Consider the following 14,673-nt stretch of genomic DNA (forward strand, 5'->3'; position numbering starts at 1 on the left):
AAGTTAAACTAACATCCTGATTATCAGGGATGAGCAAGCTAATTTGAATCACAAAAAGTAGTCCTAAAGAAAGATTTAGGAGATAAAGAATGTATAACTTTAGAGTTACCGATGACTTTAAGACAACTTCAATTAAAAACTCAAATAAACTGATATACAAATCACCACATCAATATAAGTCACCTAATTAAGCTGGCGATCGCGCCGACTAAAGTTTCTGGTTCCACAGGTTTGGTCACATGTTGCTGAAATCCGGCTTCCAGCGCCCGCTGCTGATTTCCATCTCCAGCATAGGCAGTCAGCGCGATCGCAGGAACCTGTCCCCCTTGCGCTTGGGGCAACTCTCTAATTTTCCGAATCAGCATATAGCCATCCATATCCGGCATTCCCACATCGCTCACCAGCACCGCTGGATTACAGTCAGCCAATGCTGTAAGCGCCTCACCCGCCGAGGTTGCAATGTGAATGGTTGCACCCGCTTGTTCTAATACAAAAACAACAAACTCCCGTGAATCAGCTTCGTCGTCTACGACCAAAATTTGCAAACCAGCGAGGGGTAAATGGGGGGTATAGGGTGCGGCGGACGGCATACCGAGCGGCTGGCTACCATTCTCTCGCGGTATCAGCGGCAACCTGACTGTAAACGTAGCTCCTAGTCCCTCACCTTGGCTTTCTGCCCAAACGGAGCCGCCGTGCAGTTCCACAATTTGACGTGCGATCGCTAATCCTAACCCTAACCCGCCAAATTGCCGCGTGGTAGTGCTATCGGCTTGACGAAAATAGTCAAAAACATGAGGAAGAAAATCAGGATGAATCCCTTTGCCCGTGTCGCTAATCTTGATTTGGGCGAAGTGCGAAGGGTCTTTATTCGACATATCTCCTGCGGAGGCGCTACGCGAACGACATTTGACATTCGCAATTTCTACCTGCTCTAGCCGCACTTCTACCCGACCGCTTTGTGGGGTAAATTTGACTGCATTAGAAAGCAAATTCCACAAAACTTGCTGCAAACGAGTCGAATCACCCAGCATTTGCAGATTGGGATTGGTTTCAAATATCAACTCAATCTCCTTGGCTTCTGCGGCAAGGCGCACGGTTTCGATCGCCGATTGAACCGTGGTAGTTAAATGAACCGGGCTGATATTGAGCTTGAATTTGCCCTGAAGAATTCGGGAAATATCCAGCAAGTCTTCAATGAGGTCTGATTGCAATCTGGCGTTTCGTTCAATAGTGGCTAAGGCGTGGGCTGTCTTCGTTTCGTCTAGCTTGCCACTCCGGAGCAGCTTCGACCAACCCAGAATCGGGTTAAGCGGCGATCGCAATTCATGAGACAACACAGCTAAAAACTCATCCTTAATCCGGTTGGCTTGCTGCAACTGTTCGGCTTGCTGCTGCATAGAGTCAATGAGGGCTGCTCGATCGAGGGCGATTGCCATCTGTTCACAGGTAGATTGCAGCAGGTCAATTTCTTCTGAGGTAAAGCAAGTCCGGGTGCTACTGGCAAACGAGAGCGTCCCTAGTAGCCGTCCCTGCACAATCAATGGTTGTCCCGCATAGGCAGTGATGCCGATTGAGCAGATTAGCTGGGCGCTGGGATGGGTGGAGATTTGCTCCTGATTGAAGACAATTTGACGATGTTCTTGTGCCACCAATCCACAAAGATGTTGACCCAATTCAAGCCAGGAGATCGACTGAGCCGCTTCCTCAGAGATTCCCCCATAGTTTCTCAGGTGCAACATCAAGCGGTTGTCTTTCTCCTCAATCATGTAGTTGTAGTAATACTGCAACTCTAGCTGGGTTGAGAGCTTGCTGAACAAGTTGTTCAGCAATTCCAGGGGGTGTTGGGTGGCGAGTAAATCGCGGGTCGTCTCATACAGCAGATGTAGCCGTTTGTCTGCTTGGTGGCGATCGCTGATATCGTGAACTAGTGCCACAAAGCCCTCAACGACTCCCTGACAATTCAAGCGAGGCACATAGGTAGCACTCACATGTCGGGTGCCACCCTCTTTGTAAGGCACCTGTCTCTCAAACGTCACCTGCTGTCCTGCCAAGACTTGCTCAACATGGGGACGAATCTCTGCATAGGCAGCCTCACCCAACACCTCTTGCATATGCTTGCCATAGATTTCCGTCGCTGGATGTCCAAACCATTCTTCGTATTCTTGACTGTTAAAGCGGTAACGTTGATCGGAGTCAATAAACGATATCAAAGCGGGGACGGCATTGGTGACTAGCCGCAGTTCTGTTTCTCGTTGCCGTAGGGTTTCTTCGATTTGCTTGCGATCGCTAATATCTGTGTTGGTTCCAAACCAGCACAATATCCTGCCTTGTTCATCTCGGATTGGCAGCGCCCGCGAGAGAAACCAGCGGTACTCTCCATCTTTGCCGCGTAAAGGAAACGTGTCTTCCCAAATTTCGCCCGTTTCAAGGCAATGGCGAAAATGCTCAACCACGCGATCGACGTGTTCTGGATGATGCACTGTTTGCCAACCCCAGCCTTGCATCTCCTCCAGAGTGGTGCCCGTATAGTCAAACCAGCGCTGGTTGTACCAGAAAATCCACCCGTTCTCATCTGTCATCCAGGCAAATTGGGCAATGTTGTCAGCTAAGGCGCGGAATCGTTCCTCACTCTCTTGCAAAGCAGCTTCGGCTTGTTTGCGATCGGTTGTGTTGAAGAAAAGACACGCCACTTTGTGGCTCGTTTCGTCGCCCACGCAAAACGCATACACTTCAAACCAGCGATTCAATTCAACAATCTGATTTTCAATCCGAATTGGCTCACCCGTCAGCGCCACCCGCCCGTAATTTTCCAGCCACAGCGGGTCAAGATTCGGCACCAGTTCTTTGATGCGTTTGCCCGTTGCGGCTTCGATTCCAGTCAGAAGTGCGAACGCCGGATTGACTTCCAGGTAACGAAAATCAACTGCTGCGCCGTTTTCATCGAATATCATTTCGATCAGTGCGAATCCTTCGCTCATCGACTCAAACAACGTGCGGTATTTTGCTTCAGATTGGCGCAGAGTCAGGCTGGAGCGATCGCGCTCAAACACAATGCTGACAATTTGAGTCCCAAATTCAGCCAGTTGACGTTCCCAATCCGTGGGCGATCGCGCTTCGCTAAAACATAGCATTAGAGAACCCAAGGGCGAATTATAGCTGTCAAACACGGGCGCAGAATGACAGGCTAAAATGTCATGCACCAGACACAAATCACGCCACTCTTGCGACCAGCGATCGTCCTTGGCAATATCCGTACAGGTAACCGATTCGCTGCAATAGACCGCTGTGCCACAGGTGCCGATCGCAAGCTGATTAATTGGGGCATCTTTTAGCCCTTGACCCAGAGATGGAGCGAACTCTGGAGTGATGGAGCGATCAAATACCATCCTTACCGCATCAGTCAGCAAAAAACAGGCGCGGCTACCCGGACTCAGGCGAGAGATTGCGGTACACACGGCTGAGAGACATTCATCTAAAGAGTAGCCAGAAGCGGTTAGTTCTAGCAGTCTTTTTTGCTCAAGGAGCAAAAAAGACTGGCGCTTGCGATCGGTAATTTCGACTGTAAACAGCGTCAGCTTATCGGGCGATGGGTACACTCGATTTTCATACCACTGGTTGCTAGTGTGATAGAAATATTCAAATTGAGTAGGCGTTTGCTCAGTCATGGATTGGTGCAGTTGGTGATAGAACTCAGTGCCTACCACATCAGGAAAGATGTCCCAAATGCTTTCACCCAAAAACCTTGATCGCGGTATTTTTACCATCTCGCAATATTGATCATTGACGTAGGTAAAACCCCAATCGCGATCAATTACCGCCAGTCCATCATTAATGCTCGACATAATACTTTCAGCCTGCTGCTTGGCGGTTTCTGCCTCTCGCCGCAGCACTTGCTCTCGATCCATCGTTTCCTTGAGCGCCTCTAAGCTCCTGCGGGTATTCTGTAATGCACTGCGCCGCGACTGATTCAGCGCACTAATCAGCCCCGCCACCAATAAAAACACCCCCACCTGGACGACAGTTCCAGCCCCAATCCAATGGAACGAATAGAGTGGCTCGATAAAGAAGTAGTTGATTGCTAGCGTAGATAAAGCCGTTGCCAATAGTCCTGCCCGCCAGCCACCATACCAAGCACTCACCATTACCGCCACAAAAAATAGAGGCGTTGTGGTTGGCTGAAGCCAGTGCTTTAGGAGTAGCATGATCCCCAATGCCAGCCCCACAGAGACAAGCGCTACGCCATAGAAAAGCAGCGGATTTTCTTGCTTATTGCCATCTCGTCTCCGATCGCTCATCTCTCTGCCTTACTCAAAATTCGACTGGAATTAGCGTTGATTGCGACAAGCAGTATTGCCTATGACCTCTCAAATTTTTGACATTTGATGAGCCAAATTTTCAGTACTTTAAAGTGACTATCACGTTTACACCATCACTTACAGAACCTTTAGACTGAGATCGGATACTGCGATCGCTGCTCACAGAATTCTTTGGCGGCACAAATCACGCTATAGCCGAGCAATCTCTGGGGTATGACAACGGAACCCAAAAATTTTAGCCTATCTAGTTTGACAGGTCGTCTTTTGACGGAACAGAACACTTAATTGAGAATGAAAACGCCTATTCAGCCTTTGACGAATAGCGACTACAAAGCAGAAGTCGAGGCAATTTGGTGTGAGCCTTTCGCAATTAGGGTCTATGAAATTATTATTGTTGGTGACGAATGCGGTCTTCTTAGGCGAGGGGATGATGCTAAACGCGATCGCCGAACCTCTTCAAACTGAACTGGAGCGATCACCTACCGCTATTCCACTCAACCAATATCGCCAGAGTTTGCCTTCAACCCGCGCTCAACTATTGCAGACTCCATCATCGTTAGAAGGTTCACTAACTCAGGCACAACCAGCAATCCCAACTCCTTCAGAAGACGACACGGAAGAGGAAGTCGTGGTTGAAGGACAAAAAAAGCCTGTCGGCTCGTCTCCGGTTTATACAATCACTGGGGAAGAAATCGACAAGCAAGGGGCGTTTAGCGTCAACGAAGTTCTAAAAAACCTGCCCGGATTTGCCATCAACGATACGGGTTTTGGTGCCGACATTCACACCGGCTTTTACTATCGAGGCACCACACTCAACCAAAATATTTTTCTGCTAAATGGGCGATCGATTAACAGCAACATCAACACTTATCACGGCGCAACTGACCTGAATACGCTGCTCACGGGCGGAATCGATCGCGTTGAATTATCCAGCGGCACAGCAGCTACACTCTACGGCTCCGAGGCATTTGGGGGCGTAGTCAACATCATCACCAAAGACCCCACCAGCGGATCGCCAAAATTCAATGTGCTGGCGCAAGCGGGTTCCTATGGACGGCAAAATTATCGAGGTGGGGTATCCGGTGGCGTTGGCAATCTCGGCTATGCCTTTGCCTACGAGCGCTTTCAGGCAGAAAATGACTATCCAGTTCCCAAAGGGGCGGCAAACCGGGGCGATGATGGACGCTTATTCAACGGCGATACTCGGTTTGATAACTACTATGGCAGGCTGTCTTACAAAATTGATCCCAGAAATACCATCAGCTTAGACACTTACAAAATTACCAGCCGTAAAGGGTTGATGTATTTTGGCTTTCCCCTCCAGCGCGATCGCCTGAATCACGACGCGCTCAACATGGGTTTATCGTGGAGAGCCTTGGTGGGCGGTGGCGATGATTCGATCGTGACGGCAACCCTCGGCTTTAATCGCGACTATTTCGATACTTTCGGTCCCACGCAAAATATCTTCTTTCGCCAAGGCACACTAGATGCGCGGGGCTTAACTGCCAGAGTGGAACATAACTGGCAAGTTGCGCCGATCTATAATCTGCGCTATGGCATTGATTTGAAAAACGAACAGTTTGAAGGTGAAACGCTGAGCAATTTATCGCAACGGATTCGGTTTAACGAGGTGGAGAATCGCGATCGCACCAATACGGCTCTATTTATCCTCAACACGTTTAAGATTCTCGACAACGTTCAATTTGAGTTAGGACTCCGCCAAAATTTTAACAGCGAATACGGCAGTTCACTCGACCCCAGCGCCGGGATTCGGTGGGAGTTATCCCCAGAGATCGCAATTCGCAGTAGCTTTGTTTCAGTTCGCCGTATTCCCGGACTCGATCAGCTTTACCTCTATGACACGGTTCACGGCTGGCAGCCAAACCCGAATTTAAAACCAGAAATTGGTTCTGCCTGGACAGTGGGGATGGATGTCAATCTGTCTCGTGCAGTCAGCGCCCAGTTTACCTATTTTGGCAATAGCCTCAGCGATCGCCTGGGTATTGTTGCGGGTCAGTGGCAAAACATCAATCTTGTGAATACGAATGGGTTTGAAGCTGCTGTCCGCTGGCAAATTACGCCCCAATTTTCAGCCCTGGCAAACTATACCTACACCGATGCGCGGATTGAATCAGGAGCCGAAAAAGGGCTACAACTCAGCACCGTTCCCTTCTCGGTGGGGCAATTGGGTTTTGGCTATGATCACAGCGGTTGGCAAGTGAATCTCTACGCCAGCTACAACAGTGGTTCTCGCCGCGCCCTATTCACCGACGCGGGTGTGAGTTCTACAGATTTTTCTCCCTCGTGGCTCAACCTGGATTTAAATGCCCGGATTCCCATTGTTAAAAATGTTGCATTTCTGCTCTATCTCGAAAATCTAGCAAACGTGAGCTATGAAAAAGTCAACCGGATCTATCAGCCGGGTTTGACCTTTAGGGTTGGGGTATCGGCAAGTTTTTGATCCAGGTTTTTAACCCAGGTTTTTAACCCAGGTTTTTAACCCAGGTTTTTAACCCTAAACGCCAATAATTCTGCCATCGGTTTTGAGTAGCTCCGCGATCGCTTGTCCTTCCATCGGTGGCTGAGAGGGCAACTCTTGACGGCGATCGGTAATCAGCCAGTCTAAGGATGCTGCTTGCACATCGATCGTGGCTCCCGTCTTATCCACGCAATAGCGCCCGTAAACCAGTTTATCCACCAGCCGCACGCCTGCACCCAAACGAGAATAATCAAAAATTACGCTATTTTCTACGATCGCCCCGCTACAAATCCAGCAATTTGAACCAATCATGGTCGGACCAATAATCGTTGCGCCATCTTCAATTTGGGTCATGCCGCCAATATAAACCGGACCTTGAATGTTAACTTTATCCAAATTAACTGCAACGTTTAGTCCTGCATATACACCCGGTGCAATTTCACGTCCAGGGATTTGCACATTTTTCACCTCACCCGACAGCACAGCGCGAATGGCGTGCCAGTAGTCAGGCACTTTCCCAATATCGACCCATTCAAAATCCATGGGAATCGCGTAGAACGGAGCGTCTGTCTCTACTAGTTTTGGGAATAACTGACCGCCAATGTCAAACTCTACGTCAGAGGGAATGTAATCTAACACTTCGGGTTCAAAAATATAAATCCCCGTGTTGATGTTGGTGCTGAGCGCGTCTTCAATCTTTGGCTTTTCCTGAAACGCTTTGATTTTGCCATTTTCGTCCGTCACCACTACGCCATAGCTAGACACTTCTTCGAGCGGAACGGTTTTGGTGATAATAGTGGCGATCGAGCCTTTTTCTTTATGCCATTTCACAGCAGCAGTCAGGTCTAGATCAATCAGTGCATCTCCACACAGCACTACAAACGTGTCATCAAAAAAAGGAGAAAAATCCTGAATCCGACGCATCCCTCCAGCCGACCCAATGGCTTTTCCCTGTAACTCACCATTTTGGTCAATATAGCCTTCAAATGAGTAAGCAATTTGTACGCCAAATCGCTGCCCATCCCGAAAATATCCTTCGATTTCATGGGCTAAATGGCTAACGTTTACCATAATTTGGTCAAACCCATGCTGCCGCAGTAGTTCCAACAAAAACTCCATCACTGGTTTTTGCAAGATCGGAATCATCGGCTTGGGAATCGTGTAAGTAATGGGACGAACACGTGTGCCTTTACCCGCCGCCAAAATCATGGCTTTCATAGTACTCCTCTCAATCCTCAGCCCTTAAATTTTAACCGTCTATTTACCTAAACGCTTCATCCATGAAGCATGTAGACCGTGAGATGCCCTAGTTTTCACTTAAGCTAACCCATCTATAGGGAGGATGTCAGCATTAAAGGTCAGGGGTCGAACTTTTAAGTCTTGGTAAAACTCTTCCTGGGAAAGTTCTACTTTGGATTGGGCAGAAAGCAGGAGCAATGCCCAAAAGATACCCACGCGATCGCGCTTGGGTGGATGCTGTGCGTCAGATTGATAATTGTCAGCGGGTTGCGCCTGTGCCCACAGGTCTAACAGCAGTTCAAAATCGAGCCAGCCTTGGGAGGCGAGGGTGGTCGCGTGTTCATCAAAAAACTTTTCTAGCGTTGCCGCCATTTCAGAGAGATTTTCTTGGTGGGCAAGCTGGGCGATCGCACGCACTGCTTGCGATCGCGACTGAGCGGCTGGACGTTGAAAGCGCTTCCGAGGCGATGGATCGTCTAAGGCTTGGGCGATCGTGCGTAATTGCTCAATCAAATCGGTTAACGTGACCCGGCGACGCTGGGGAGGTTGGGCAACGGCACGGCGACGGATTTGGCGCTCCAGATGAGGCGGCAGTCCACTACTGGTATCTTCCGGCATCTCCTCATCGTCTGGATGATGCTCTTCAGTGATCGCGGGGTCGGCTTGAATCAGATTATCGGCTTTGAGCAATACCAGCATGGACGCATACAAAAAAGCCTGCCCTGAAGAAGACAGATTCTTTTCGTAAGGCTCTTGCCCACTGACCACAGTAGGCAGTTGATTCAAAAAGCGATCGATGACCTCAATCACGTTTACATCCCAAGGGTCAATTTCCCCTTGTTCTGCCATATCGATCAACAGGGCGATCGCGTCTTCTGCTAAAGAAACGGTCATGAATTACAACGACCTATCGCAAAGAGATTCGGACAAACCAAAGGGCGGCAAGCAAGATGAAGCTCAACAGCACCAGAGGCACCCACAAGCTCCATAAGTTTAATGGAGTAATCAAATCAACAGCCGACATGGTTGAATCCTAACGTATGGAAGCGCGATCGCAACAGTTCGTTGATCCGTCCAACTTGATAGTCCAAAGCCTCTTCACCGGACTCCATCAATCAAGATACGCAAAATGAAGTGGCTAACTCACGAACTCCGCTTCAGTAGTTTGAGAATCAGACTGAGCCGCTGGTAGTAGACGCTGCTGTTCAATTTCGGCTTTATAATGCTCCACATCTTTTTCGAGGGCTTGAATCCGGTCTTCCCGAATGCGGATATCTTGACCCACTTCCACCATCCGTTGCAGCCGAGTCCACACGCTAAACACCCATGCCAGCACTGCCCCAATTCCCATTGCCAAAATCAACTCGATTGATAGAGGTGCCTGAAACTGAATATCTTTAACGATGTGAATCGGCACAAGCTCCGTATTTTCGATGCCGAATAGAACCAACGCCAAACAAATCACAAAAATGACGACAAAATTAACCTGTTTCATATCTCTTGCTGTTCAAATCTACTCAATCCTGCTGATAAAAGTTTTACCAGAGACAGGCAACAAATAGCTGAGAGTGATCAATTCTTTAAAGGAGTGGCGAGGGGGTGGGTGAGTTTTGAGTTTCGTCCTCCTATTCCCTATTCTCTTGCCACGGCAGTGCTGACTGTTCATGAATTGCATCTAGCGTGCCTTTGATGGTGCCAGCGATCGGGACGGCGACGACAATTCCGAGAAAACCTGCAATTTGCAGCCCAATCAGTAGCGCGATGAAAATCCAAATGGGATTTAGTCCGGTAAAGTCGCCCATTAGTTTTGGGGCAAGGATATTATCCCGAACTTGTTGAAAAATGGTGGCTGCGATCGCCACTTGAACCATCATCCAAGGATTTTGTAGCAATAACAACACTAACACCAGCCCAATTCCTAACGCTGGACCCACCAAAGGAATAATTTCAGAAATTCCAATTAGCACCACGAACAGCAACGCAAACGGCACTTGGAGGGCAAGAAAAATGGGTAGCAGTGCCACCATCATGAACACCGCCAGCAAAATTTGGCTAATAAAAAAGTTATGAAAGTTGTTCTGTAGCGAGTTGCCGATCGCCACTCCATACTGTTGAGGCAACCGATTAAGTGCGCCGCGCCAAAGACGATTGCCATCCAAAAGCATATAGAACGCCAAAACCAGCAGAAAAGTACTGCTCAGCATCCAATTTAAGGTTCCTAATGCCAACCCCACCGCCTGTTGTGCTAAGGGGTTTAACTGACTTTGAATTTGGTCGTTAATCCGCTGGCTAAATCCCTGCAAATCCAATGGTAGACTGCGTTCTTTTGCCATCAAATCTAGCGCCTGCAAATTTTTGGCACTGGCTTCTAGCCAATCTGGAATCCGACTGAGAAGCTGGGTTGTTTGCTCCACAATCACGGGCAACAAGGTCACGCCTGCGATAACTAAAATTGTGACCGTGAGAAACAAAACAATCGTGACTGCTTGACTCCGAGCCAGGTGAATTTTTTGAAACAATCGCACGGGATAATTGAGCAAAAATGCCAGGATGGCTGAAGCAACCAGGAGCGTAATCAGCCCTTCAAAGTAGCGAAATACTTGGCTAATTAGCCAGATGTTCAAGGCTACAATAGGACCGCTCAAACCCAGAATTAGAAGGCGTTGCAGGTCGGGAAAACGTCGCATTGGAGCGCTGAGTAAAAGGGCAGGAGCAGGCTAAAGAGAGGGCTGCTGAGGCGGGGGGTGAAGAATTTCGGAGGTTTGGGGATATTTGAAAAATCTACCGAGCAACACGAAAAGTAGGATAGCAACACTGCCTAAACCAAGAGGGTTGGGCATCCAGAAGGTGGTATCTATCCAGTTTTCCGCACCGGGAATTAAGGTCCAAATAAGTGTCTTGCCACCCTTGAGCGATCGCGGCTTGAGGGTTTCCAGATTGGCATTGCTGCGAGATCCCCAGGGGGTATCGAGCTTGAATTCGAGGGTAATTAACGATGTGGGACTGACTAACACATCACCCGTTGTAGACCGGACACCCAGCGATCGCAAATCAATCTCATACCGGAGTCGATTGCGCTCTATCAAAAGAAAATTGCTGTGTTGAATGGCTAAATGCCCCGCCACAGACGGAATACTGCTATCGGCAGCTACCCGCATAGATTGCCCCAGACCGTTATAGAACTGATTAAATTTCTTCTCAAGATCGGCGCTACTGATAAAAGGAATCGCCACTGAAAGCCCATCAGCGTTGCGCTGGAGTTTGCCGCCCAACTTGCGTGTAGTTTGCTCAATGGCTTCAATCCAGCGCTGCTGTACTTCACTGTTGAGGGGTTGCAGCCGTTCGCTGAGTTGAATATGCTGCACAAACTCTCCTTGGTTAGGACTGCGATAGTGAATGGTTGTGTCGTAGTCAATGCAGCCAGATAGGGAGATAGACAGGAGCAATAAGCAGCAGCTAGTCCGAATGAAGTTTAACCATTTTTTGAGTTGCACGAGCATGTCTCCTGTTGCTGATTGATGCGGTGCGATCGCCTGCTTCGGCGTATCTTAACCCTAAACCTAAAAGTCTTGAACGTAAAAACCTGAACCTAAAAAGTTGAATGCTAAAGTCCGATGCTTAGGCACTCCATCCCGTCCACACTACACTGCCTAATACGATTAAAACGGCTATTAGCGCAACCCAAACAAATTGGTTATCTTTTGTATTGACTTGGCTGCGGTCTACAGGTTCAACAATCGGGGTAGGTTTGGGCTTAGAGGCAAGCGGTTTTGCTAAAATTTTTGCTGTGCCTTTGGTCTGACGATCGCCCATTTCGCTTTCCGACAATCCCGTTAAATCTGGAATTTGAGTTAGCCATTCTGGGCGAGATTTCAGCTTAGGTGCTTCCAAAATGTAAAGAACCCGTTTGGCTTCCTTGCGCGTTTTCAAATCGGGGTGATGGGTTAATTTTTTGCAGAGGGCGATCGCATCACTCATTTGCCCCTTCGCCTGATATGCCGTCACCAGCCACATCTGCACCTCACCACCCAAAATGGAATTAGGAGCTACCAAGGCTAGTGTCTGCTCAAAACCCGCTGTCGCCTCGCGATAATTTCCCCGGTCAAAGGCACTCTGCGCCGCTTGAAAGGTTTGCTCTACCTCAGAATTGTCTGAATCTGCTGTCATATAGATTGTTTTTCACAAAGAATCCCTCTATTTTAAGATCTCTACCTGATGTGCAACTAAAGTCAACGGGAGTGGTTTTCTAAAGGGTGATTGGTCTAATGGTTATGATGTGTGCTTCCTAACTTATGAAATGTCTTCATTGCCAGAGTCAGAAAACCGTGAGCAACGGGAAAGTCAAAATGCAAGACCAAAGCGTTCAGCAGCGATACTTATGGCAGGTGTAGAAACGCTTTAACGAGCCAACGCACACCCCAATGGCAAGGATGAGAACTCCTGTGAGCCTAATTTCAGCCGCTATCGGTGTGCGAACAGAAGGATTGGGGGTGCGGGCAACCGGACGCTCGTTTGACAAATCCCATTCAACGATTCTGCGATGGGAACGTTCCTAACAGTACCAGCAGCATACTACTAGCGGCAGCCTAAGCTTTCTCTGGTTGAAATGCCGGTGAGTGGATGAATACCCTCGGCGCGTTTGCAGAGTTGGGCGACGGTATAGCGATCGACAATGGCATCCGTAAAGTCGGCTCCCGTAATATCGGCTTCTTCAAAAATGCTGTTGGAAAGTGTCGCTCCCGTAAAGTTAACATTGGTTAGGTTGGTTTTATACAGCGTGACGCGATCGACCAGTGCCCAGGATAAATTAGCGCCGGAGAGATTCGCTCCTAGCAGATTACCTTTTGTAAACATGGCGTTGGTCAAGTTGGCTCCACTGAGATTCGCGCCGCGCATTTCGGAAGAGACAAAATTTCCGCCCGATAGATCTTGATTGGAAAAATCTTGGTTTGCGAGTTGGGCGTTGGTAAATCCAGTAAATTTACCTCCCTCGGCAAAGGCAGGCTGGGCGCTGAGCAAAATCCAGACTAATGCCAGAGCGATCGCTCCTAAAACCACCATCATTTTTCGCAATCCCTGAATCATTTCACGTTCCCCCAATCATCACCCACGCGAATCGTAATATCTGCTTCTAAATCGCCTGTAGAATCTGCATCAACCGTACCCAGCCCTAATTGTTGTTGTAGCATTTGGGCAGCCTGAAGATCTCCGCGCTGGGCAATAACCTGAGTTTTGGCTTGTTTATCTGCCCAATCGGACGTGATAAATACATTTGAAAAGCCTAGTGCTATCAAACGCTGGCTTAACTGAGAGGCGGCATTCGGGTTACGAGAGGCATTTTGAATTGAAATTCGTAGAGCGGCAGAGGTATCACCTTCCAAGGAGGGGGATAGCGGATCGATGTTGAAGTACTGCTGCATGACGCGATCGCGCCCAGTCGGGTCTAGAATCCAGTAGCTAGCTCTAAACTCATCCGGCGCGCTAAACCGCCCTGGTAACATCACCATTTTAAAGTTGCCTTCGCCCAACTTCCGCCCCGCACTCACCAATGCCAGCATTTCTTCCACGGTCAAGTTCGTATCAATATACTTCTGCATTACCTGCACCAGACCAGGAATACGCGGAATCACCGTAGGACTCGTCAATTGCTTTCGCAACGCCTTTAAAAGCGCTTGTTGACGCTGTACTCGCCCAATATCTCCTAGATCATCAGTGCGAAACCGAGCAAACTGTTCCGCTTGGGCACCACTCAAAACCTGCTTTCCAGGCGATAGATTGATTTTGAGCTTTTGAGTCTTGTCTTCATAAACCATGGGTTTAGGCACATACACTTCAACGCCACCCATAAGATCTACTAATTCTTTAAATGCGTCGGTACTAACGCGCAGGTAGCGATCGATTTGAACCCCATTCAACACACTGCTGGCAGTCCGAGCCGCTAGAGTAGCCCCTCCTTGGACATTCGCATCATTAATTTTTGTAGTGCCAACTCCGGCAATTTCAACCTGAGTATCACGCGGGATCGACAACAGGCTAATGGAATCAGTATCGGGATCAACCCGCAGCAGCAGCATTGTATCGCTCCGACCACTAAATATTTCACGAGATCCCGGTGTTGCAGTGGGGACGAGATCGATGCCCATGACCAAAATATTCACTGGACGAGAAACCTGGTAGCCCATGCCAAACTGCCACAAATCGAGCGATTTAGCAGCTTTATCTTCCGCAACTAAACCCATAGGTAAAGGCAGCAAAAGCGCAGCCGTTAACCCAATAGTTGTAGAGGCAATAGTCACAATGCCTAAGGCAAAAGCTTTTTGAAGCCAGCTAGCGGTAGAAGGGCGTTGGGATGACTGGGAAGATACAAGGGGCACTTGCTGAGGGGTTTTTTGATTCTGATTAGCCAATTGCAGCGATGATAAATTTGATTTGACTTCAGTTTGCCCACTATTAGTATCAATTTGTTTCACAGCTACTCCTATCCCACTTAATGCTTGCAATCCCGTCTCATTCAATGCCAATACTGAACTGCCAATACTGAACTTTGCGATATGTAAACTTTTCGAGATTATACCCTGCTGTTGACTCTGACTGCTCTATAAAACGACAGAAAACGACAGCCTTGAAAATTGAAAGCCC

Annotated in this window: 10 protein-coding genes; 1 reads left to right on the forward strand and 9 read right to left on the reverse strand. The window is 48.4% G+C overall.

Annotated features, from left to right (window positions below; genetic code table 11):
- Positions 1-179: 179 nt before the first annotated feature.
- Positions 180-4,295 (reverse strand): PAS domain-containing protein, encoded by a 4,116-nt coding sequence (locus AB3R30_RS03375; protein WP_458647730.1) that lies wholly within the window; start codon positions 4,293-4,295, stop codon positions 180-182.
- 400 nt (positions 4,296-4,695) lie between these two features.
- Here AB3R30_RS03375 and AB3R30_RS03380 point away from each other — a divergent pair, with 400 nt between their 5' ends.
- Positions 4,696-6,777, forward strand: coding sequence for a TonB-dependent receptor plug domain-containing protein (locus AB3R30_RS03380; protein ID WP_458647731.1), 2,082 nt, complete (start codon positions 4,696-4,698; stop codon positions 6,775-6,777).
- Positions 6,778-6,831: 54 nt separating this feature from the next.
- Here AB3R30_RS03380 and AB3R30_RS03385 read toward each other — a convergent pair whose 3' ends face one another.
- From AB3R30_RS03385 to AB3R30_RS03420, 8 genes are all read right to left on the reverse strand, one after another.
- Positions 6,832-8,013 carry a sugar phosphate nucleotidyltransferase gene (locus AB3R30_RS03385; protein ID WP_458647732.1) on the reverse strand — a complete coding sequence of 394 codons (1,182 nt, stop codon included), beginning with the start codon at positions 8,011-8,013 and terminating at the stop codon, positions 6,832-6,834.
- Between the two features lie 99 nt (positions 8,014-8,112).
- On the reverse strand, positions 8,113-8,928 hold the full coding sequence (locus AB3R30_RS03390; RefSeq protein WP_458647733.1) for a segregation/condensation protein A: 816 nt from the start codon (positions 8,926-8,928) through the stop codon (positions 8,113-8,115).
- A 244-nt stretch (positions 8,929-9,172) separates the two neighbouring features.
- Positions 9,173-9,529: a LapA family protein gene (locus AB3R30_RS03395; protein ID WP_458647734.1), complete on the reverse strand. Its 357-nt coding sequence runs from the start codon at positions 9,527-9,529 to the stop codon at positions 9,173-9,175.
- Between the two features lie 130 nt (positions 9,530-9,659).
- On the reverse strand, positions 9,660-10,721 hold the full coding sequence (locus tag AB3R30_RS03400) for an AI-2E family transporter (protein ID WP_458647735.1): 1,062 nt from the start codon (positions 10,719-10,721) through the stop codon (positions 9,660-9,662).
- 30 nt (positions 10,722-10,751) lie between these two features.
- Positions 10,752-11,528 carry a DUF3153 domain-containing protein gene (locus tag AB3R30_RS03405; protein ID WP_458647736.1) on the reverse strand — a complete coding sequence of 259 codons (777 nt, stop codon included), beginning with the start codon at positions 11,526-11,528 and terminating at the stop codon, positions 10,752-10,754.
- A gap of 124 nt (positions 11,529-11,652) precedes the next feature.
- A complete protein-coding gene (locus AB3R30_RS03410; protein ID WP_458647737.1) occupies positions 11,653-12,201 on the reverse strand; it encodes a hypothetical protein in 549 nt (182 codons plus the stop codon).
- Between the two features lie 408 nt (positions 12,202-12,609).
- Positions 12,610-13,119, reverse strand: a complete 510-nt coding sequence (locus tag AB3R30_RS03415; RefSeq protein WP_458647738.1) for a pentapeptide repeat-containing protein — start codon at positions 13,117-13,119, stop codon at positions 12,610-12,612.
- A complete protein-coding gene (locus AB3R30_RS03420) occupies positions 13,116-14,504 on the reverse strand; it encodes an LCP family protein (protein ID WP_458647739.1) in 1,389 nt (462 codons plus the stop codon). The genes AB3R30_RS03415 and AB3R30_RS03420 overlap by 4 nt, the downstream gene beginning before the upstream one ends.
- Between the last annotated feature and the right edge of the window lie 169 nt (positions 14,505-14,673).

The organism is Sivoneniella epilithica UHCC 1019 (assembly GCF_040830845.1).
GTDB lineage: Bacteria > Cyanobacteriota > Cyanobacteriia > Leptolyngbyales > Leptolyngbyaceae > ULC077BIN1.